At 68.8% G+C, this 20,843-nt stretch carries 17 protein-coding genes and 3 pseudogenes; 9 read left to right on the top strand and 11 right to left on the bottom strand.

What is annotated here, in order from left to right; all coding sequences use genetic code 11:
* Positions 1–53: 53 nt before the first annotated feature.
* Both RYH79_RS15095 and RYH79_RS15090 read left to right on the top strand, forming a co-directional pair.
* Positions 54–797, top strand: a complete 744-nt coding sequence (locus tag RYH79_RS15095; protein ID WP_370900549.1) for a DNA polymerase sliding clamp — start codon at positions 54–56, stop codon at positions 795–797.
* A 10-nt stretch (positions 798–807) separates the two neighbouring features.
* Positions 808–1,422 (top strand): HAD family hydrolase, encoded by a 615-nt coding sequence (locus RYH79_RS15090; RefSeq protein WP_370900547.1) that lies wholly within the window; start codon positions 808–810, stop codon positions 1,420–1,422.
* Positions 1,423–1,428: 6 nt separating this feature from the next.
* Here RYH79_RS15090 and RYH79_RS15085 read toward each other — a convergent pair whose 3' ends face one another.
* Positions 1,429–2,025, bottom strand: coding sequence for an NADPH-dependent FMN reductase (locus tag RYH79_RS15085; RefSeq protein ID WP_370900545.1), 597 nt, complete (start codon positions 2,023–2,025; stop codon positions 1,429–1,431).
* A gap of 212 nt (positions 2,026–2,237) precedes the next feature.
* Between RYH79_RS15085 and RYH79_RS15080 the strand changes: the two genes are divergently transcribed.
* Positions 2,238–3,680: a phosphohexomutase domain-containing protein gene (locus RYH79_RS15080; protein WP_370900543.1), complete on the top strand. Its 1,443-nt coding sequence runs from the start codon at positions 2,238–2,240 to the stop codon at positions 3,678–3,680.
* A gap of 39 nt (positions 3,681–3,719) precedes the next feature.
* Here RYH79_RS15080 and RYH79_RS15075 read toward each other — a convergent pair whose 3' ends face one another.
* The 3 genes from RYH79_RS15075 to samp2 form a co-directional block, all read right to left on the bottom strand.
* Complete coding sequence (locus tag RYH79_RS15075) at positions 3,720–4,601, bottom strand: DUF726 domain-containing protein (protein ID WP_370900541.1); 882 nt, start codon at positions 4,599–4,601, stop codon at positions 3,720–3,722.
* A 254-nt stretch (positions 4,602–4,855) separates the two neighbouring features.
* The gene (locus RYH79_RS15070; protein ID WP_370900539.1) at positions 4,856–5,350 is read right to left on the bottom strand and encodes a GNAT family N-acetyltransferase; all 495 of its coding nucleotides are present in this window, start codon (positions 5,348–5,350) and stop codon (positions 4,856–4,858) included.
* The gene (gene samp2, locus RYH79_RS15065) at positions 5,351–5,551 is read right to left on the bottom strand and encodes a ubiquitin-like small modifier protein SAMP2 (protein ID WP_370900537.1); all 201 of its coding nucleotides are present in this window, start codon (positions 5,549–5,551) and stop codon (positions 5,351–5,353) included.
* An 89-nt stretch (positions 5,552–5,640) separates the two neighbouring features.
* Between samp2 and RYH79_RS15060 the strand changes: the two are divergent.
* From RYH79_RS15060 to RYH79_RS15045, 4 genes and pseudogenes are all read left to right on the top strand, one after another.
* Positions 5,641–6,015 (top strand): annotated as a pseudogene (locus tag RYH79_RS15060) (AAA family ATPase); the annotation flags it as partial.
* A gap of 51 nt (positions 6,016–6,066) precedes the next feature.
* Positions 6,067–7,317, top strand: a pseudogene (locus tag RYH79_RS15055) (replication factor C small subunit); the annotation flags it as partial.
* Positions 7,318–7,320: 3 nt separating this feature from the next.
* Positions 7,321–7,932, top strand: a pseudogene (locus RYH79_RS15050) (replication factor C small subunit); the annotation flags it as partial.
* Positions 7,933–7,992: 60 nt separating this feature from the next.
* Complete coding sequence (locus RYH79_RS15045) at positions 7,993–9,105, top strand: DUF373 family protein (RefSeq protein ID WP_370900535.1); 1,113 nt, start codon at positions 7,993–7,995, stop codon at positions 9,103–9,105.
* On the opposite strand, the gene RYH79_RS15040 is transcribed toward RYH79_RS15045, so the two are convergent.
* On the bottom strand, positions 9,106–10,245 hold the full coding sequence (locus RYH79_RS15040; protein WP_370900533.1) for a DUF373 family protein: 1,140 nt from the start codon (positions 10,243–10,245) through the stop codon (positions 9,106–9,108).
* 196 nt (positions 10,246–10,441) lie between these two features.
* On the opposite strand from RYH79_RS15040, the gene RYH79_RS15035 reads away from it, so the two are divergent.
* Entirely contained in the window at positions 10,442–10,834 is a 393-nt protein-coding gene (locus RYH79_RS15035; RefSeq protein ID WP_370900531.1) for a hypothetical protein, read from the top strand.
* Positions 10,835–10,989: 155 nt separating this feature from the next.
* On the opposite strand, the gene RYH79_RS15030 is transcribed toward RYH79_RS15035, so the two are convergent.
* Positions 10,990–11,721 (bottom strand): VOC family protein, encoded by a 732-nt coding sequence (locus RYH79_RS15030; RefSeq protein WP_370900529.1) that lies wholly within the window; start codon positions 11,719–11,721, stop codon positions 10,990–10,992.
* A 91-nt stretch (positions 11,722–11,812) separates the two neighbouring features.
* Between RYH79_RS15030 and RYH79_RS15025 the strand changes: the two genes are divergently transcribed.
* Positions 11,813–12,322, top strand: coding sequence for a hypothetical protein (locus RYH79_RS15025; RefSeq protein WP_370900527.1), 510 nt, complete (start codon positions 11,813–11,815; stop codon positions 12,320–12,322).
* Between the two features lie 175 nt (positions 12,323–12,497).
* On the opposite strand, the gene RYH79_RS15020 is transcribed toward RYH79_RS15025, so the two are convergent.
* From RYH79_RS15020 to RYH79_RS15000, 5 genes are all read right to left on the bottom strand, one after another.
* Entirely contained in the window at positions 12,498–16,589 is a 4,092-nt protein-coding gene (locus RYH79_RS15020) for a DNA-directed DNA polymerase II large subunit (RefSeq protein WP_370900525.1), read from the bottom strand.
* Positions 16,590–16,895: 306 nt separating this feature from the next.
* Positions 16,896–17,915 carry a zinc metalloprotease gene (locus RYH79_RS15015; RefSeq protein ID WP_370900523.1) on the bottom strand — a complete coding sequence of 340 codons (1,020 nt, stop codon included), beginning with the start codon at positions 17,913–17,915 and terminating at the stop codon, positions 16,896–16,898.
* Positions 17,905–18,846: an ATP-grasp domain-containing protein gene (locus tag RYH79_RS15010; protein WP_370900521.1), complete on the bottom strand. Its 942-nt coding sequence runs from the start codon at positions 18,844–18,846 to the stop codon at positions 17,905–17,907. Before RYH79_RS15010 ends, RYH79_RS15015 begins: the two co-directional genes overlap by 11 nt.
* Positions 18,847–18,909: 63 nt before the next feature.
* Positions 18,910–19,692, bottom strand: a complete 783-nt coding sequence (locus tag RYH79_RS15005; protein WP_370900519.1) for an ABC transporter permease — start codon at positions 19,690–19,692, stop codon at positions 18,910–18,912.
* Positions 19,689–20,669, bottom strand: coding sequence for an ABC transporter ATP-binding protein (locus RYH79_RS15000; protein WP_370900517.1), 981 nt, complete (start codon positions 20,667–20,669; stop codon positions 19,689–19,691). Before RYH79_RS15000 ends, RYH79_RS15005 begins: the two co-directional genes overlap by 4 nt.
* Between the last annotated feature and the right edge of the window lie 174 nt (positions 20,670–20,843).

The raw sequence follows: 20,843 nt of genomic DNA, 5'->3' as shown, positions 1-20,843 counted from the left end.
GCTAGTTGTGGATCGACGGTATTTTCACTCGGACCGTCCGTAGGTCACTGCATATGTTCACGGCGATCGTGAGCGCGTCGACCCTCCGGGACGCGCTCGACTCGGTGAGCGTGTTGGTCGACGAGTGCAAGATCCGGTTGAACGAGGACGAGCTCGTGATCCGTGCGGTCGACCCCGCCAACGTCGGGATGGTCGACCTCACGCTGGAGGCGGCGGCGTTCGAGGCCTACGAGGCCGACGGCGGTGTCATCGGCGTGAACCTCGGCCGACTGGAGGACATCGCCTCGATGGCCGACAGCGGCGACCTGATCCACATGGAGCTAGACGAGGAGACTCGCAAGCTGGAGGTCCGCATCGACGGGCTGTCGTACACGCTGGCACTGATCGATCCGGACTCCATCCGGGAGGAGCCGGACATTCCGGACCTGGACCTGCCGGCGGAGATCGTCCCGGAGGGTGCCCAGATCGACCGTGGGATCACTGCCGCCGACATGGTGTCCGACTACATCCAGCTCCGTGTCGACGAGGCCGAGGAGTCGTTCGTCATCGAGGCGGAGGGTGACACGGACGACGTCGACTTCGTCCTGGAGCGCGAAGACCTGGTGGACATCACCCCCGGCGCCGCCGACTCGCTGTTCTCGCTGGACTACCTGAAGGACATGAACAAGGCGATTCCCAACGACGCCGAGGTTCGGGTGGAGCTCGGCGACGACTTCCCCGTGAAGATGCACTACGACTTCGCCGAAGGGCTGGGACACGTCACCTTCATGCTCGCGCCGCGGATTCAGGGCGACTGACCGCCCCCACATGTCGGACACCGCCGTCTGGTTCGACCTCGACGGGACACTCCTCGCCGTGGACGACTACGGCAAGATTCTCGAACGCGCCTGTGGTGCGGTCGGACTGGAGGGGGAGACTCGGACCGACTTCGTTGCTGCCTACCAGGAGACGTTTCTCGACCAGTTCCAGGCGTTGGAGCCGGAGCCGTACGCGGACGCCGCCCGCGCCGGTGCCGACGCGGCGGGCGTCGACGTGGACCCGGCGACGTTCGCCGACGAACTCCTCACCGCGGAGTGTGCCGGCACGCGGGTGCCGACGGCCGTTCGCGAGTGTCTGGAACGGCTGGGCGACGACCACCCCGTCGGCGTGTTGACCAACGGCGTGACGGACTGGCAGACGGAGAAGCTGGCCCACCACGACCTCCGGGAGCCGTTGGACGCGGTCGTCGTGAGCCAGGCGGCCGGCGCCCACAAGCCACGAGTCGCGCCGTTCGAGGCCGCGGAGGCGGTGGTCGCGGCCGACGAGCACTGGATGGTCGGTGACGACCGCGAGGCGGACGTGGACGGTGCCCGCACCGCGGGCTGGCACGGCGTCCACGTCGCCGGCCCGCAGGCGGTCCCCGAAGCCGTCGAAGAGCTGTAGCCGACGCTACTCCTCGCCGAACAGTCGTGTCGCGGCCGTCGTCACCTCGCGGCCGAGTCGTTCCGTCCGGTCGCGGAGGCTCTCGTCGTCGAACACGTACGCCGCGTCCACGCCGTCGCCGTCGGTCGTCTCCGTCCGGTCGACGAACTGCGAGGAGGCGTTGCGAACCCCGACCTGGTGTGGGATCACCCAGCCGTGAACGCCGCGGACAGTCACCCGCATGTGGTCGAGCGTGCTGGAGAAGGTGCCGCCGCCCGCCGTCGCCAACAACCCGACTGCGGTGTCGTCGTACTCGTCGAACGAACACCAGTCGTGGAAGCTCCGGAACGTAGAGGAGTACGAGCCGTGGTACACCGGCGACCCTACGACGACACCGTCCGCGGTCCGAACCCGTTCCAGCGCGGCCGCCACGTCGCCCGTCTCTTCGGGATCGTGGCCCGGGTGGTACAGCGGGAGGTCCAGCCCTGGGTCGCCCAGGTTGAGTAGTTCCGCCTCGGCGCCGGCGTCGGCCGCACCGGCGAGCGCGTACTGGAGCGCCGCCCGAGTGTAGCTCCCCTCGCGGCGGGAGCCGCAGACGGCGACGACACGCGGTGAGTCTGCCATACCCACAGTAGCCGTCCAGTGGTCAAGACCCCGTCGGAGAGTACGCCCGACGGAGACAGTGAGACCCCGTCGGAGAGTACGCCCGACGGGTACGGTAAGACCCCGTCGGGGGACGCACCCGACGGACACACTAACACCCCGCCTACGCCGACAGTCGCTCGAACGGTTCGCTTCCGGGCGGCTTTTTGACCGGTCGGGGCGACGGTCGACGTATGGACACCGACGCCATCGCCTTCGGGACGGACGGCTGGCGGGACACGCTGGCGGAGTTCACGGACGAACGGGTCCGGGCGGTCGGGCAGGCGGTCGCCGACTACCTCGCGGACGCGGGGGAGACGGACGGTCCGGTGCTCGTCGGCTACGACGCCAGACCGACCTCGGAGGGGTTCGCGGAGTCGTTGGCGGACGTGCTCGCCGGCAACGGCTTCGACGTGCTCCTCCCGGAGCGTGACCGCCCGACGCCGTTGGTCGCCTACGGCATCGTCGACCGCGACGCCGTCGGCGCGCTCGTGGTGACGGCCTCTCACAACCCGCCGGAGTACAACGGCGTGAAGTTCGTCCCCGGGGACGGCGCGCCGGCGCTGCCGGCCGTCACCGACGAGATCGTCGCCAGACTCCGCGCCGCCGACCCGGACGCGACCGGCGACGACCGGGGGAGTGTCCGACGGGTCGACCTCCAGACCCCCCACGCCGACAACGCTCGCCGGCTCGTCGCCCGCTACCTCGACGACACCCCGGCGGTCGCGGACGGCATCCCCGATCTGAACGGGCTCGAGGTCGCGTACGACGCGATCCACGGCAGCGGCCGCGGCGTCACGGACGCGCTCCTGGCAGACGCCGGCGCGGACGTTCACCGGCTCCGGACGGAGGCGGACCCGGAGTTCGGCGGCGCTTCCCCCGAGCCGTCGGCGGAGTACCTCGACGAACTGGTCGAGCGCGTCCGCTCCGGCCCGGCGACGCTGGGGATTGCCAACGACGGCGACGCCGACCGACTGGCGATCGTCACGCCCGACCGAGGGGTCGTCGACGAGAACCTCTTGTACGCCGCGACGTACGACGCGCTGCTCTCCGCCGAGACCGGGCCGGCGGTGCGGACCGTCTCGACGACGTTCCTGATCGACCGGATCGCCGCCGCACACGACACGGAGACTGTCGAGACCCGGGTCGGGTTCAAGTGGGTCGCGGAGGCGATGGCGGAGTCGGACGCCCTGATCGGCGGCGAGGAGTCCGGCGGCTTCTCCGTCCGTGGCCACGTCCGCGAGAAGGACGGCGTCACGCTCGCGTTGTTGGCGGCCGCGATCCACGCCGTCGAGCCGTACGACAACCGGATCGACCGGATCGAGGCGGAACACGGTCGGATCGTCGCCGACAAGGTCAGCGTCGACTGCCCGGACGACGCCAAGACCGCCGTGGTCGACCGGCTCGGCGACCGGATTCCGGACCGTGTCGCCGACCGCGCCGTCGACGACGTGGTGACGGTCGACGGCTTCAAACTCCTGTTCGAGGACGGCAGTTGGCTGTTGGTCCGCCCCAGCGGCACGGAGCCGAAGGTGCGGGTGTACGCCGAGGCCGGCGACGAGGCGGCGACGGACGCGATCGTCGCCGACGGCCGCGAACTCGTCGCGTCTGTCGTCGCCGAGGTCGTCGGGGAGTGACGGGCGACCGGCACCGGCGGAGCGGCACGGGCCCGTCGTTCAGGGGAGTCGCTCCGCGACGGCCGGGAGACAGCCCTCGCCGGGCTCGTAGTACGAACGGTGGTCCGGCACCGTCGCCGTCACGTCGACGTCGGTGTAGCCGTCCGGCGTGGCCGTCGGGTCGGCGGCGCCGCCGTGGCCGACCGCTCGGGTTCCGTCGGACAGTCGGTACACCCAGCCGAGGACGCGGTCGCGTCTGCTGTGGTAGTTCCGGACCGGCGGCGACGCGGCCGCGATGGCGTCGCCGTAGCGGCCGTCGTGCTCGACGCTGTCGTGTGGAATCGCGCCGCCGAGCAGCGACACGGACGCGACGGTCGTCGTGTCGTCGGGCGCGAGCGCACGAAGCGTCTCGCCGGTGACACGCGCTCCCAGCGAGTGGGCGACGACGTGGACGGGCGGGCCGGCGTACTCGGCGAGCCACGCCGCGAGTGCCCGGCCGTTGGCCTCGGCGCTCGACTTCGCCACTCCCCACTCCCGGTTGGAGTCCCAACTGTACGCGACGACCGGGAGCGGTCGCGTCGTCTCCGACAGCCCGACCGCCGCGGTGTGTGCCTGGTCTCTGGCGCTCTCGTGGTCCGTCTGGAAGCCGTGGACGAACAGGACGAACTCGTCACCGTCCGGCACTCCGTTCGGACGCGGGGTCGGGTGTGGCCCGTCGAACTGTGCGTCGCCGGCTTCGTCGAACGCACCCCGGGTGGAGAGGGTCGGGAACGACGCCGGCGCAGTGTAGTCGCCGTCGCTGCTCTGGAGCGCCGTGTAGACGTAGCCGGCGCCGACGCCGCCGAGCCCGAGCAGGCCGGCGCCGGCACCGAGCACACGACGGCGGGTGACGAGCGCACTCTCGGTCTCACCGTCCGTCTCGCGGCTGCCGTCTTCGGTCACGACTCTCGGGAGCGGCCGCTCGGTCGAGTAGCTGACGGTCGACAGACCACTCCGGGGTCGGTGGCCGTCGACCGACGGGCGACGAGGCTGGCAGTCACGACGCGCCCCGGACGACGAGGCTGGCAGTCACGACGCGCCCCGGACGACGAGGCTGGCAGTCACGACGCGCCCCGGACGACGAGGCTGGCAGTCACGACGCGCCCCGGACGACGAGGCTGGCAGTCACGACGCGCCCCGGACGACGAGGTTGGCAGTCATAGTGGGTCCCAGGCGACGAGGCGGTCAGCGTCGGGCACGGAGGTGACGCGGAAGTCGAGCGCCTCGTAGAACGGTCGCACGGCCGGTCGGAAGGCGGTCGTCACCGGTGCGTCGACGGCGCTCCGGGCGGCCGCGACGAGAGCCCTCCCCACCCCACGGCCGCGTCGGCCCCGAGCGACCGCGACTGCGTCGACGTGACTCGCGGCCGTCGTCTCGCGCCAGTCGGCCGGGTCGAACGGCGGGCCGTCGAGCGCCCGCAGCGCCGCGACGACGGCGTCGGCGTCCGGCGTCGTGGTCGGCGGGCGGCGGACGAGACAGCCGACGGGGGCCGTCCGGCCCCGGCCGCCGCCGTCGGCGACGACGTGGACGTGGCCGTCGGCGACGGCGGCGGAGAGGTCCGGCGGCGGCTCCAACAACGCCGCAGACAGGAGTCGGCGGACGGCGGCCGTCTCCGCCGGGCGCGCCGACCGAACGCGGTGGTCGGCCGCCACCTACCCACCCTTCACGAGTCTGAGGACGGTCACGCGGTCCGTCTCCACCGGGGCGTCCTCCGCGACCGGGGTCTCGTCGACCAGGACCGTCACCTCGTGGGGGGAGTAGCCGACCGCACGACACAGGTCCGCGTAGGTGGCGTCGGCGGCGACGGAGACGGTCGTCGTCTCCTCGCCGACGACCTCGCAGGTGACGTTCACGCCCGGACGGACGGGGGCGTGTGGCTTCAGCCTAGCGGACCACGCCCCGTCTCGGGGCGTTTATGCCGTCGCCGCGTGTAGCCGTGAACATGAGTGAGACCGACGGAGACGACGGAACTGCGGCGCCGGGACGGGAGGTCTGGATCGAGAAGTACCGTCCACAGACGCTCGCAGACGTGAGCGGCCAGGAGAACGTGATCGGCCGCCTGGAGAGCTACATCGAGCGCAACGACCTCCCACATCTCCTCTTCTCTGGACCGGCCGGCGTCGGCAAGACCACCGCCGCCCAAGCGATCGCCCGAGAGCTGTACGGCGACAACTGGCGACAGAACTTCCTGGAGCTGAACGCCTCCGACCAACGCGGGATCGACGTGGTGCGTGACCGTATCAAGAGCTTCGCCCGCGAGTCGTTCAGCCCCGATCACGACCACACTATTATTTTCCTCGACGAGTCGGACTCACTGTGCCTCCCGCCGGGCACGGAGGTCGTCACTGGTTACCCCTCCGCTCCGGAGGTGAAGCCAGTGGAGGAGGTTGCAGAGGACGGAGAACCGATCCCATCCGTCGACTTCGACACCAACGAAATTCAGTCAGACAAGGGGAAGCTAGTCGACTCGGGGGTTGCAGACTTCTTCCGGCTCGAACTGTCGGACGGTCGAACGGTAGTCGCCAGTCCGAAGCACCCCTTCTTCACTGTTGGAGAGAATCGAGAACTGGTCGAGAAGGAACTGCACGAGTTGAGTCCGGGTGACGAGATTGCTGACTTTGGTGGCGAAGTCGGTGTCTCGCCGTGTGAGGTCTGCGGAGAATGGAGTTCGGGTCGTTTCTGCTCTGTAGACTGCAAAAACGAGGGACACAGTCGACAGATGCAGGGAGAAGGCAACCCGATGCACGGATCAGAGTGGTCGGACGAACGGCGCGCAAAGATCGTTCAGACTCTCTCTGACGGTAGACTTGAGGGTGAGAACAACCCTAATTACGGTGGAGATTTCCACGGGACCCACATCTGGGAGATGGACGAGGAGAGCGTAGAAGAGTTCCGTGACCAATTCAGTGAGATGCGATCCGGAACCTCTTGGGAGGAGTGGGTCGTCGAGGCCGACTCCGAAGAGATCAAGTCCAATATCGGAGAGTCGGTCGCAGAGTGGTGGCAGGGGTTGGATGACGAGAAGAAGGCGAGGGTGATCGGGCGTGGAGTCGAGAACACGGAGTACCCAGTCGTCGACATATCTGGAGACGACAACCCGATGAAAGATCCCGAGGTTGCAGAGAAGGTGTCGGAGGCGTTGAGGGGGCACGAAATGTTCACCGGATCCGCAGAGTACGTCGAAGAACTCGATCATGTTGTTCGCTCCAGTTGGGAACGAGAGGTTGCCGTTGCGCTGAACGAAGCGGGTGTCGAGTACGAGTACGAGCCGCGGTTCGAGCTGTCAGACTCTGCGTACTATCCGGACTTCCGCGTGGGCGACACGATCATCGAGGTCGAAGGAGTCGCCGAACTATGGGGTCAGCCCGAGAAGATATCCGAGTTCATGAAGCTATACGGTGACGAGTACGAGTTCGTTGTCGTCGGTGACGATGGTGTGCCACACGACAGGCGCTACGACCGAGAAGAATTCAGTGCGAGTGCTGTCGCCGACGGTGGACGAGCAGCGGTGTCGACTGTGGAGGTAGAGCAGATCGAGTACAGTCACCGTGGCAAAGCATACAACATCACGATGGAGGGAACCCCCAATTTCCTCCTCGGGAATGGCGTCCTTACGCACAACACAGACGACGCACAGGCAGCACTTCGGCGGACGATGGAGCAGTTCTCCGACAACACCCGGTTCGTGCTGTCGTGTAACTACTCCTCGAAGATCATCGACCCGATCCAGTCGCGGTGTGCGGTGTTCCGGTTCGCTCCGTTGTCGGACGCCGCCGTCCGCGAGCAGGTCCGGAAGATCGCCGGCGAGGAGGGGATCGAGGTGACGGACGACGGGGAAGACGCGCTCGTGTACGCCGCCGACGGCGACATGCGACGGGCGATCAACTCCCTCCAGGCGGCCGCGACGACCGGTGACGCCGTCGACGAGCAGGCCGTCTACGAGATCACCGCCACAGCCAGACCCGAGGAGATCGAGTCGATGGTGTCGGACGCGCTGGCCGGCGACTTCTCGCGGGCCCGGGCGACGCTGGACACCCTGCTGACGGAGACGGGGATCGCCGGCGGGGACGTGATCGACCAGCTCCACCGCTCCGTCTGGGAGTTCGACCTGGACGACCGCGAGGCCGTCCGGCTGTTGGAACGGATCGGCGAGGCGGACTACCGGATCACCGAAGGCGCCAACGAACAGGTGCAGCTGGAGGCGCTCCTGGCCTCCCTCGCCCTGGAGGAGTAACGGACGGCTCGCTCGCCTGGCCCCGAAAGTTTTCGTGTACGGGAGCGCTACTCGTCTCCGATGTTGTTGGTCCTCCCGGTCGATCTCGACGACGACCTCGGTCGCAAGACCGGGATCGAGACGCCCGTCGTCGGGCGCGACGCGGTCGAGCGAGCGGCGGTCGCGCTGGCGACGAGCGACCCGGAGGACTCCGACGTGAACGTCCTGTTCCAGGCGATCCGGACGTACGACGAGCTCCGTCGGGAGGCCGACGAGGAGGTGGCGGTGGCGGTCGTCACCGGCGTCGACGGCTCCGACGTGGCCGCCAACCGCGCCGTCGGCGAGGAGGTCGACACCGTGTTGGCGTCGCTGACGACCGGCGAGACGGTCAAGAGTGTGCTCGTCACGGACGGTGCACAAGACGAGTCCGTCTTCCCCGTCATCCGGTCGCGGGTGCCCATCGACGGCACCCGGCGCGTCGTCGTCCGGCAGGCCCAGGATCTGGAGTCGATCTACTACACGATGAAGCAGGTGTTGAACGACCCGGAGACCCGCGGGACGATCCTCGTCCCGTTGGGCATCCTGTTGTTGATCTACCCCGCGACCATCGCGGCGTCGTTTCTGAACATCCCCGGCGCCGCCGTGCTCGGGCTGTTGTCCGGACTCCTGGGGCTGTACTCGTTGTTCCACGGCCTCGGGCTGGAGGAGACAGTCGACAACGCCGCCGCCCGGCTCCGCCGCGGACTGTACGCCGGCCGGCTCACGATCGTCACCTACGCCGTCGCGGTGGCACTGATCGTCGTCGGCCTCGTCGAAGGGTTCCGGCAGCTGGAGACCGTCCGGCAGGCCGATCCGGGGCTGTCGGCCGTCCGGGGGGCGGCCCTGTTCGTCCGTGCTTCCGTCCGGTGGTTCGCCGTCGCGGGCGTCACCACCTCGTTGGGGCAGGTGACCGACGAGTACCTCGCCGAGAGCTTCCGGTGGCAGTACGTCAACGCCCCGTTCTACGTCCTGGCGATCGCCATCGTCCTCCACGGGGTGGCGGGCTACTTCCTCCCGCCGGCGGCGGGTGTCGAACCGATCTCGAGCACGCGGCTCGCGGTCACGCTCGCCGCGGGCACGCTCTTGGGGGTGTTGTCCACGCTCACGTTCGCCGTCGCGGAGTCACGCTACAGCGTGGAGCCGGAGCCGCAGTAGCTACTCCCGTTCGCCGCCGTCGGGGCGTTCGTCCGGCTCCGCCTCGATCACCTCGTCCAGCGTCTCCTCGGAGGCGCGCGAGGCCACTCGGAAGCCGACGACCGCGAGCACGATCCCCGAGAGGATGAACACGGCGAGTCGTTGGGTCGCGGACAGCGTCAGGTCGAACACGACGAGGTGGCCTCGGCCGGCGCGCCGCTCCAAGAACCAGCCGGCGAACCCGCGTACGACGAGCCCGAGCGCCCCCAGCCCGAACGGGAGGTTGAGATACGGGGTCCTGACCGCCTCCTCGCGGATGATCTCGTCCAACAGTCTGCCCAGCGAGGCCGTCAGGGCGGCGGCGGTCAGCCACGGGACGGCCGCGTACACGAACCTGACGGCGCCGATGAACGGGGCCGCCGCTCCCCCGGTCACCTCCAGGGCACCGAGCGACGCGCCGACGACCGCGAGCCCGCCGGCGACGACGTACGTCACGACGGACACCTGGCCGGAGTACAGCGCCTCACGGGCTCGTTCCGGGGCGCTCTCGGCCGCCTCGTCGATCCCGAGCCCGTAGTACAGCAACGCCCCGCCCAACAACGAGGTGAGTCCAGCCAGCGCGACGGCCGGGGAGAACTGGACCAACAGGATCGGCAGCAGGATGAGCCCGATCCCGACCGGGACGAGCACCGTCTCTCGGAGCTCCTCGTCGGCCATGAACTGCTTGAGGAGGTAGTACGTCGACTCGATGTCGCGGGCCTGTCGCACGACCACTCGGTCGACGGAGTCGACGGTGAGCCGCGACTCCACGATCGGCACCGCCCGTTCGTCGGCGGCGGAGTCGACGACGACGATCGCCCCGTCGGCGTCGTACCGCTCCAGCACGGAGTCGATCCCGGTCGCCAGCGCTCGATCGCGTCCGACCCCGGAGTCGCCGCTGCCGGAGACGACCGCGACGACCGTCTCCTCGCCCTCGTCTTGGAGGTCGCGGGCCACCCGGAGCGACTCCAGAATAGAGTTGACGACGGCGTCTTCTGGATCCGACAGCCCCACGTCGGTGACGAGCGACCGGACCGCCTCCCAGCCGACGACCGGAGTGCGCACTCCGGACTTGCGGCCGATGTCGTCCGTCCGGTCCACACACAGGACCAGGGTCGTCACACGCTCCCGTCTATCGCCCCCGGTCAAAAATCCTCACTTCGAGACGCTGGGTTGGAATCTGCGGTGGAACCAGTAAGCGCCTCAAACAGTATCTATCGAACATTACGTATTCTCGACATGTACAGAGCATAGTAACGAATTGATCTTGATAGCCAAATTCACAAAGCATACACAGACGCCACCACTACTTAGTTGTATGAGACGACGAGAGTTCTTACGTTCAGCCGCGTGTACGAGCACTGTTGTCACCAGTGGCTGCGCGGCCCTGGCGAGGCCGCCGATCTCAGTTGAGTCGGTAAAGACGACCGTCGAAGACAAGATGAACATACACGTCTTGGTTACAATTTCTAATAATAAAGAATTTAATATTGTAGAGAAACGACTCCAGGCTAGGATTACGAAAGACGAGGAGAGGATAGCATTCGAATCGTATAAAGAGGATATAATAGGAACATCATTCTCGGAAAATAAGTCTTTTCTGATAGTTGGTGTCGACGGAGAACTTCCAATCCAGCCGGACGACTACACTGCATTTGGTCGGATTCGTGGACAAGAGTGGGTGAAAGCCCAGCACGTAGACTCTATCTAGCGTAGGCCCAGGACAGCTTTTTGTGACACCTGCCCCGTTTCGGACCGACACCGCGTAGCAGGGTGGATCCGACCGTTCGAAGCAGGGGGTCGAAGCGAGCGCAGCCGGGTCTCGGGACGTACTGGCTCCCCCCGTGGTGTGCCGCACGACCGCCGTCACGTCCGCGGCAACAACACCAGATGGTGACCGTCCGGGTCGTACAGTTCCACGGAGCCGTCCTCGCGTTCGTGCGGGTGGACCGCTGGGTGGTCGCCGAACGCGCGGTCTGCGGCCGCGACCGGGTCGGCCACCCGGAGCCCGAAGTCGACGTGGACGCCGCCACGAGCACCCGCCAGCCCCAGTTGTGGCTCCCACAGTTCCAGATCCACCTGACGGGCGGCGTCGGCGGGGCCGCGGAGTCGGACGCGCCGGCGTCGTTCGCTGCGGTCGACCGGCTCGAACCCGAGCTCGCGGTAGGCCGCCTCGGCGTCCGCCCGGGAGGCCACCTCCAAGACGAGCTCGAACACGCCGGTCAGCCCACAGCCGTCGTCGCCGAAGCCGGCCACCTCCGGACAGTGGCCGTCCGGGTCGAACGGGTAGACGGAGTGGGCGTCGCCGAACGAGACCGTCTCGGCGTCGGGGAAGCGGGCGCGCCAGGCGGGCCACTCCCGAGCGGGCGTCTCCAGCGCGTAGTGGACGTGGAGTCCGCCGCGGGGGACGGCGTCGGGCCGCCGCAAGACGAGCCGGCTGCCGCCGACGTCGAAGACGGTCTCCGTCGCCGTGCGGTGGGTCGGGACGAGCCCGAGCCGGTCGGCGTACCACAGCGTCGCCCGCGAGAGGTCGGTCGTCTCCAGGGCGAGCCTGGCCAGCGCCGGATCCCGCTCGGCCGTCGTGGTGTCGTCGGTCACGGGAGGCCGTAGCCCGCCGGGGGGCCTGAATCGTTCGCTCGGGCGGCAGGGCAAGGCAAAGTTCATCCCCGCGCCGCCGGTCGTGGCGTGCGTGTTCAGACGCCTCCGCGAGACCGGACCGGGGCTGCTGGTGCCGCTGGCGTGGACATTCGTCACGGCCGCGCACCTGGGGCTGGTCGCCACACGGACCGTGCTGATCGCACACGTCGTGATGACCGTCCTACTGGCCGCGTTCGCGCTGCTGTCGTACGGCGACATGCAGGAGGGGGTGTTACGGGCGTGGCTGTGGGTGATCGTCGTCGGGTTCGTGGTGACGCTCGTCGGGACGGCGTCGTTCCTCGTCCCCGGACCGACGGCCGCGATGCAGACGATCACGGTCGTCGGCTGGCTCGTCGTCCCCGGAGTCGCGCTGGCGTACACCGGGCGGGCCGTCGAGACGGTGGGCGCGAGGCGGCTGTACCTCGCGGCCGGCGGGCTGTCGCTGGCCGGAGCCGTCGTCTACCTTGCCGGGAGTGTCATGCCCGTCGCGCTGCTCGTCGGACTGACGCTGGGGAACGTCGGTCAGACCGCGGGGATTCTCCACGCCGTGGTGAAGTACTGATCGGCGGTGCGGTCGCGGTGTGGGGCCGAGCGGTGGCGGTGCGGTCGCGGTGGAGCACTAGAGCCAGGACGCGAGCGAGGGCCGAAGGCCCGAGCGAGCGCCTTTTTGATCGACATTTTTGCCCCGAGCGGTGAGCGCGCTGCGCGCGCTCACCCGAGGGGGAAAAATGTCGGTTTCACATGAAGTCCTCGATACTCGTGGGTTTGTTGTTGTCGTTCTCGAAGATGGACTCCAGCGAGCGGTCGAGGATCTCCAGGCGTTGTTTCGTGTACTCGCGGCAGTCGAACTCCTCGGCGATCTGGCGGGCGGTGTCCATGTACTTGTTGACGGAGCCACGGTGGACGGTGAGGTTCACGTCGCCGCCGCACTCGCGGCAGTCACCGGTGAGCGGCACTCGGCGGTACTTCTCGCCGCAGTCGAGACACCGGGTCTCCTGGCTGGAGAAGGCCCGGAGGTTGCCGATCAGGTCCGGGAGGAAGTGGTACTCGATCACCCGTTCGGCCACGTCCGTCTCGTCGACGGCCCGGAGCGTCCGCGAGAGGTCGAGTTGAGCGTCCATCTTGTCCATCATCGATCCGAGCGTCTTGTACGCCGACAGCGACGGCCCCATGTGGATGTCCGTCGTGTCGTGGGTGTGGTCGAACCCGTGGTACTGGTTGGCGGTGTCCAGCGTCTCCTCGGCGATCTGGACGTCGACCGTCTCCGGGTCCGCCTGCTCGCGGGTCGCCTCGTAGAACTCCGGAGGGTACTGGTCGACGATGTCCATGTTGTGCGCCTCGTCGTCGATCTCCGTCGGGTCGATCCGGGAAGACATCACTAAGGGCGCGTCCATTTTTCCGCCGCGTTGGTTTGGCAAGAACGTTTCAGAGAAGTTGAGAAGGCCGTCTAGCAGTAACATTACGCAGTCTTCGTCGCCGTCACACTGGGCGACGTGTGTGTCCTCGGCGACGAGCGTGTGCGTTCCAGCGACCGTGAGGTTGTAGGTGTGTGTCGTGTCGCCCGCGACGATCTCCGTGTCCGTCACCGTCGCCGTCGGGACGCCCCCGTCGGGGGTGGCTCGTCGGGGGTCGGGGTCGTCCCGTTCGGCGTCGGAAGTCACGTCGGCGCTCGTGTCGGCCGCGAGCGCGCCGCCGCGAGTCGCCGGCACCGGGAGGTCGTCGCCGACGGCGAGGTCCCGGGCGTCGACGCGCTGTATCTCGCCGTCGCGGGCGACGAGCAGCGAGTGGTCCGGCGTCACAGTCAGCGACCGGTCACCCTCCGCGCGCACCTCGATCAGGTGGTCCGGCGCGGGGTGTTTGCTCACCGCCTCGACTGGGCGGCGGACCTCCTCGCCGTCGGCCGTCACCGAGGGAACCGTCACGTCCACGTCGTCGAGTTCGGAGACGAGCGCTCCGAAGTCGTCGCTGTCTGCGGTCTCCTCGTCCAGATACCGCTCGACGAACGTCTCGATTCGCTCGTGGTGGACCGAGCCAGACCCGTCCTCGTACCACAGTTTCGTGCCCGGGTGGAAGCAGTTCCGACGCTTCGCGGCGTGGAAGTACGGGTGCGCGTAGCCGACGGCCGCGGAGGTGAAGCCGACGACCCGGCCGACCACGGCCGCACTCGTGTGTGGGGCCATCCCGAAGACGAGTTCGCCGACGAGGTCGTCCCGCTCGTTCACCTCGTAGAACGGTGCCAGTCCGTAGAAGCGTTCGAGCAGGTCGTCCACGAAGTCGGCCGTCTTCATCATGTGTTCGGCCGCGCCGTCGGACAACACGACGTCCTGCACCTTCAGCTCGACCAGTTGGTCGTCGTGACGCAGCGGCTCCCCGTCGATGTCCGTCTCGTAGCCCAACTGCCGGAAGTGGCCGGCAGTCACGTCCAGCTCCGACGGCCGGACCGCGGTGACCGGCAGGTCCGTCATGTCGTACCGGACGGTGCCGTCCTTGAACGCCGAGACGCCGTGTTTCGCACGGAGCACGCCCTTCTCCAACGGCTCCGGAGTCTTGTCCGCCGACGACAGCCCTTTGACGCCTTTGAGCATCTCGAACGCCCCCTCGCGTTCGTCGATCGCGTCCAAGGCGTCGGCGAGCTCGGCGTTGAGGTCGACCGTGAACTCCCGGGGGCTCTCCACCTCGCGGTCACAGTGGTCACAGAGGACGCGGCCGGACTCGTCCGGCTCACACACCGTTCCGCAGTCCCGGCACTCGTAGTACGGCTCCGTGTGGCTGCCGCAGTCGGGACACTGGAGCTCGTAGGTGTGACTCTCACAGTCCGGACACGTGCGGTCACCGACCCGGGCTTCGATCACGCCGCGACCGGCGTCCGTCCGGGTGCGGGCCGCCTCGCCGACGGAGCGCTGGCTCCCGCCGGCCTCACCGATGGGGAACAGGGTGTGGACGGCCGGCGACAGCTCCCGGGACTCCGACTTCTCCGGGCGGCCCATCCGGTTGCCGATCCGGGTGGGCGCCCGCTCGCGGACCCGGAACGGCGCGACGGCGCCGACGGCGCGAATCGCGTTGTCGCCGTCGTCGTACGTCCGGGCCGCCTCCGGGAGCGTCTCCCAGGTCCGGGAGAGGCCGTCGGTGACGCCGAGCTGTCGCAGGAACGGCCGGAACGCCGGAATCCGGACGGCGTCGGCCGTTCGGGAGTGTTCGACCAACAACGACTCCAGTGTGTGTGCGACCCGGTCCGTGTGTTCGATCACGAGCACGTCGCCGGTCACCTCGCCGTCGGCGACGGCCGCGGCCAACGCCTCGAAGTCGGCGACGGACACGTCGTGCCAGAGGTAGGTGTAACTCGGGTGTAGCGGGGCGTCGTACGACTCTGCCCACGACAGCGCCTCCTCGGGATCCGGATCGTCCAGTTCCACCGTCGGGTCGTCCCGGAGCGCCTGCACGTCCGCGCCGGCGGCCTCGAACTCCTGGATCCACCACTCCACCGTGTAGGAGGCGGGCGCGAGCGGGTGATTGTTCTCGACGAACTCCCCGTAGTTGACGAGGTACTCGCCGAGATCCAGAATCTCCTCGACGCCGTTGCGGACCTCGAGCGCCTCTTCGGGGTCGTCGATCCGGCGCACGTCGCCGTTGGCCAGCCGGACGGTCGGACCCTCGATGGAGTCCACCGGGACGACGCCCGCGGCCTTCCCCGGCCGTTCCGTCTTGATCTGGGTGCCGGTGGCGAGGAAGTCGTCGACGAGGTGCATCGTCGCCGGGTGGACGCCGGCAGTGGCGAACCCGTGGTTGCGCGCCCGACCGTAGCGGAGCCGGAAGCCGCCCGGCTCGGAGGGGTGACCGAACACCGGGCGACCGGCGATCAGGTCCCGGAGGAACTTCTCGCTGGGCTCCGGCCGCGGCGGCCCCTCCGTGGCCGCCTCCGTGTCGTCCGGGTCGTCCGCGTCCGACGCCGTCTCGTCGCCTGTCGCCTCGTCCTCGTCGTCCGCGTCGTCCGTGTAGTTGCCGTCGATGAGGTCCTGGAGCCACGGCCAGTCCACCTCGTCGAGTTGGCGGGTGTACCGTTGGATCTTCGGGGCCTTCAGCGCGATTCCCTCCGCGAGCACGAGACACATCCCCCCGCGAGCGGAGTTGGTGTCGACCCGTTCGAGGTCGCGGAAGCCGGACACCTCCTTGTCGGAGGTAGCCTCCCCGTCCAGCATGATCGGCATCCGCTCGGCGATGAACTTCGTCTCTTCCGACTTGGGCGTGTACTGGAGCCCGGTCTCGGAGTCGTACAGGTCGGTCTCCTCGGCGTACCGCTCCACCTCGGCGTCGCGGGGGTGGAACTCCGCGATGTCGAGCAACGACCGGGCGTAGTCGGCCACCAGGACCGACAACGCCTGTGCGGTGCCGCCCGCAGACCGGATCGGCCCGGCGTAGTAGACGTTGACGAACTGAGTGCCGTCGTCGTTGTCCAACAGTTCGACCCGGTCGATCCCCTCGATGGGCGCCGCCACGACGCCCTCGGTCAGCAGCGCGACCGCCGTCCGGACCGCTCCCTCGATCTTGCCGGCCGGGGTGTCGAAGTCGCCGACGGTGCCCTCGACGAAGTCCGTCACGAGTTCGAGCGCAGCCTCCTCGCGGGCCATCTCCCCTTCCAGCTCCCGGACCCGCTCGGCGACCCCGTCGATCCCCAGAATGTTCTCCACGCGGTCGGCCATGTCGCGAGCGACCGGGATCTCGATCTCCGGCTCCGGGTCGAGCCCACGCTCTCGTGCGGTCCGTGCGCGGTCGAACGCCTCGTCTAGCTGCTCTTCGAGCCGTTCGAAGTACCGCTCGTCGGCCGGTCTCACGCCACACCACCCCGGACCGACGCGTCTGTGGTCCGGACTCCACCTCGTCGTGTCACGTCAACCTCCTGGGCGCCGGGCCGACAAAAAGTCACGGTGCTGTCTCCACCCCACGATAGTTACTGCCTTGATAGAGCAACACAAATGCAGAAATTACTTCAAACCGCGCATCATCGACTAAACTGCAGATGTCCGAAGACAAGCACGTCGTCGACGAACTGGAGGACCGCTCCGCAGAAGACCGCGACAGTACCCTGGTGAGAAGCACGCTCGTCGTCGAAGCGCTGTAGTCGCCGACCGCGACCACAGTCAGGCCGTCCGGAGGTCGACGTCCGCCCACGCGAGGGCGGCCAACAGGACGACCGGCGCGGCGTAGACCACGCCACGAACACCTTCTACGAGGACCGTCACGACGACCACCTGGAGCACGAAGGCGGCCCCGACGGCGTACGAGACGACGACGTAGACGGCCGGCCAGGTGAGCTCGCGGCGCCGGACGGCGTCGAGCCCGCGGGACCGGACGTTCTCGACGCCCAGCAGGTCCGAGGCGATCCAGTAGCCGTCCCCGTGGAAGAACGGGTTGAGCGCGAAGACGACGTCCGAGAGCACGGCCGCGAGCACCAGGAGTGCGGCCGTCCCGCCGGCGCCGACGGCGACTGCCGCCGCGACCGGGAGGGCCGTCAGCGACTCCGCCAGCGGGCCGGCGACGTTGATCCACACCCGCCTGTTGCGCGGCAACAGCCACGCGCCGGTGGTGTCGGTGACGACCGCCGGGACGACCCCGTTGACCGTGTCGATCCGGATGGACGAGTCGAAGTGGCGGCTGGCGGTCGCGTAGTGGCCGAGCTCGTGGACGGCGACGAACGGGAGCGTCGCGGGGAACAACGCCGCCACGAGCCAGAGGCTCGGCGGGTCGGCCGCGAGCGCCCGGAAGGCCGGCGCCCGCGCGACGGCGACGGCGACGAGCGCCGCCACGGCCAGCAGCGTCGCCAGCAGACGCGGCCACAGCCGTACCTCTGCGGGCGGGTGGAGCCTGACCACCGGTTCCCCCTCCCGGAGGAAGCCGTCCTCGCGGTACCGGTCGAACAGGTCGATCACCGTCTCCGGGTCGACGGCCGACGACTCGTCTAACACCGCCTCCCCGCCGTCGCGCTGGCGACACAGCGCCTCGCGTGTCAACTCCTCGGTCGCGAACAGCCGGAGGAGTTCCACCGTCTGTCCGTTGACCGCCCGTACGTCGCCGTCCGGGGCGCGGACGTAGTGTTGGCCGTCCGTCAGGCACCAACTGAACCCGTACGCCGTCTCCTCGCGTTCCGTCTCAGCCCGCATCGGAGACGAGTGCGTCCGCGAGCGCGTCGGTCACGTCCGTCACGCCGCTTCGGTCCGCCAGCGCGAACCGGCCGCCCGCGTTCACCTCCAACACAGTGTGGTCGCCGCCGTCCACTCGGAGGTCGACGGCGGCGTACCGCATCGGCGAGACGGCGACCGCCTCCCGAACGTCCGCGACGGCGGCGGCAGAGAGGTCGGCCGGCACCGCGTCCGGGTGTTCGTCGCCGGTCTTGAACGAGAACCCCTCCACGTCGGAGACGTACTCGAAGGCGCCCAGGAACTCCCCGTCGAGGACGTAACACCGTACGTCGTCGCCCGGGACGAGCGCCTGGAGGAACACGGGCGTGGTCAGGCCCTCCAAGACGTCGGCGTCCGCCGCCGTCAGCGCCTTCACGCCGCCGAACTCCGCGACCGGCTTGCAGACGACCCGCTCGTGTCGCTCCAGGAACGCTCGGGCGGCGGCCGTGTCGGAGGTGGCGAGCGACGGCGGCACCGGGAGCCCGGCCTCACCCAGTCGACAGCAGGCGGCGACGCTGGTCTCCTGCCACCGGAGCCCGTCGAGTCCCGGGAACACCGTCCCGCCGGCGGCGTCGACAGTCCGCAGGAGGCTCCGGAACAGCCCGCGGTACTCCCGGAGCTGGGTGAGTGCCGCGTACGGGTTGTCGTCCTCGCTGACGACGCCGTCCGTGTAGTCCCTGATCGCCGGGACGAACAGCCCGTTGTGTCGGACGAACACCCCCGTCACGTCGTCGACGGACAGCGTCGTCCCGTCGACGGTGAGGCTGCCCGCGCCCGGGTCGAGCGTCAGCGGCCGCTCGCTGGGCCACTCGTCCGTGTCGACCGTCACCGCCTCCGTCCCGCGTTCCCGGACGGCCGTCGCCAGCGCGTCGAACTCGTGGCCGAAGTAGTTGCCGACGAGGAGTACTGTCATCCCCGACCCGTCGTTGCTACCGCGATATAAAACCTTGAGACAGCAGACAGCGAGCGAAACCAGTCACTCCGTCCGCGGGACGGCGACGGCACCGGCGGCGAAGGCGACGACCGCCAGCGCCGTCAGGACCGCGAGGTTTCCGGTCGTCCCCAGCGGCGGCGCCGGGAGGCCGGTGCCGGTCGGCACGAACGTCACCGTCCGGACGCCGCGGGCGAAGTAGGTGAGCGGAGAGAGGAACTCAACGGTGCCGAACCACGAGGGCAGCAGCGACGGCGTCACGAACGTGTCCGACAGGAACAGCAGCGGGAGCGCCACGGTGTTGGAGGCGGCGATCACGCCGTCCTGCGAGTCGGCGACCCGGCCGAGCACGGCCCCGAACCCACAGAACAACACGACCGCGAGCACGACGAACGGGACGAGCAACACGAGCGCCGGGGACACCGGGATCTGTGCGCCCGTCAACGACAGGACGAGCCCCAGGATGAGCCCGGCCGCGACGCCGATCACGCCGAGGTTGACGAGCGTGTGGGCGGCCAGCCACTCCGCGCGGGACAGGGGCGTGGTCGCCAGCTTCTCGAACCGGTGGTCGTCGCGGTGACGGGCGATCTCCGACCCGATCCGGGACAACGGCGTGAACAGGACGACCGTAGCGAGGTAGCCCGGGACGTAGTACGCCGGCGGGGCGGTGAACAGCCCCCCACCGCCGGGGCGAGTCCGGACGAGCGCGCCGAACACGACCACCAGGATCACCGGGAAGAAGAAGGTGAAGAACACCGCCGTCTTCCGTCGGAGGAACGACCGCGTCGCGGCCGTCGCCTCCGCCCGGATCCGACCCAGACGGCTCACGCCTCCACCTCCGGTTCCTCGCGGTCGCCGTCCCCCGTGACGACGCTCGCCCCGGGCTGGTGGTGGCCCTCGAACGTCTCGCCCGTGAGCCGGAGGTAAGCGTCTTCCAGTCCCGGCTCCGTCCACGTCAGCGCGCCGTAGGCGACCCCGGCGTCGTCCAACGCCGTCACCGCGCTGCCGATCTCCGCCGTCGCCACCCCCTCGACTGCCGCCTCACCGTCGCCGACGGCCACGGTGAAGCCGGCGTCCCGGAGCGCGTCGGCGACGGCGCTCGCGGGAGTGTCTTCGCCCGGCTCGACGACGAGCCGCGCTGGGCCGGCGTGGTCGGCGACGAGCCCCGCCGGCGAGCCGACGGCGACCAACTCCCCGCCGCGCAGCAGTCCGACCCGGTCGCTCAGCCGTTCGATCTCCGACATCGAGTGGCTCGTCAGCAGGACGGCCGTGCCGTCGGCCGCCAGCGACTCCACGAGCCGCCACACCGCGCGGCGGCCGGCCGGGTCGATCCCGGTCGTCGGCTCGTCTAAGAACAACAGCTCCGGATCGTTGACGAGCGCGGCACCGACGCAGGCGCGACGGCGCTGCCCGCCCGACAGCTCCTCGTACCAGGTGTCGGCGGCGTCCGTCAGTCCCACGTCCTCGATCACGGCGTCGACCGGCCGCGCATCGTCGTACAGCCCGGCGTAGTAGGCGAGCAGTTCCCGGACGGTGAGGCGGCTCGGTGGCGCGAACTCCTGGGGGAGCAGCCCGATCCGGGCGCGGTCCACGCCCGTCGGCGACTCGCCGAACACCCGGACCGTCCCGTCGACGCTCGTCGTCCCCGTGAGCGCCCGGACGAGCGTGGTCTTGCCGGCACCGTTCGGCCCGACGAGCCCGAACACCTCGCCGGCGTCGACCGCCAGCGAGACGCCGTCTAACGCGACGGTGTCGCCGTACGCCCGTTCGACCCCCTCACAGACGACGGCTGGCTCCGCTGTCATACCGAACGCTCGGGGGTGGGCCGCGTAAAGCGTGTCGAACCGGGGGCGAGGGGAAAGACCACTGTAAAAGCCGTACCGAGAGTGGTGTAGTTGACCCCTCGCACAACAACATCAACTACTCTGCTAGATATTGTTCAGTAGGTTTAAATTGTTTCGAGGTGACCGGGCTGCCGC

Source organism: Halobaculum sp. MBLA0143 (assembly GCF_041361465.1).
Lineage (GTDB): Archaea > Halobacteriota > Halobacteria > Halobacteriales > Haloferacaceae > JAHENP01.
Note: the sequence above shows the minus strand (reverse complement) of the source record. Positions and strands in the feature narration are given on the sequence as shown.

Coding starts and splice junctions, on each gene's coding strand:
- RYH79_RS15095 (WP_370900549.1), top strand. CDS start 54: ATGTTCACGGCGATCGTGAGCGCGTCGACCCTCCGGGACGCGCTCGAC.
- RYH79_RS15090 (WP_370900547.1), top strand. CDS start 808: ATGTCGGACACCGCCGTCTGGTTCGACCTCGACGGGACACTCCTCGCC.
- RYH79_RS15085 (WP_370900545.1), bottom strand. CDS start 2,025: ATGGCAGACTCACCGCGTGTCGTCGCCGTCTGCGGCTCCCGCCGCGAG.
- RYH79_RS15080 (WP_370900543.1), top strand. CDS start 2,238: ATGGACACCGACGCCATCGCCTTCGGGACGGACGGCTGGCGGGACACG.
- RYH79_RS15045 (WP_370900535.1), top strand. CDS start 7,993: ATGTTGTTGGTCCTCCCGGTCGATCTCGACGACGACCTCGGTCGCAAG.
- RYH79_RS15035 (WP_370900531.1), top strand. CDS start 10,442: ATGAGACGACGAGAGTTCTTACGTTCAGCCGCGTGTACGAGCACTGTT.
- RYH79_RS15015 (WP_370900523.1), bottom strand. CDS start 17,915: ATGCGGGCTGAGACGGAACGCGAGGAGACGGCGTACGGGTTCAGTTGG.
- RYH79_RS15010 (WP_370900521.1), bottom strand. CDS start 18,846: ATGACAGTACTCCTCGTCGGCAACTACTTCGGCCACGAGTTCGACGCG.
- RYH79_RS15000 (WP_370900517.1), bottom strand. CDS start 20,669: ATGACAGCGGAGCCAGCCGTCGTCTGTGAGGGGGTCGAACGGGCGTAC.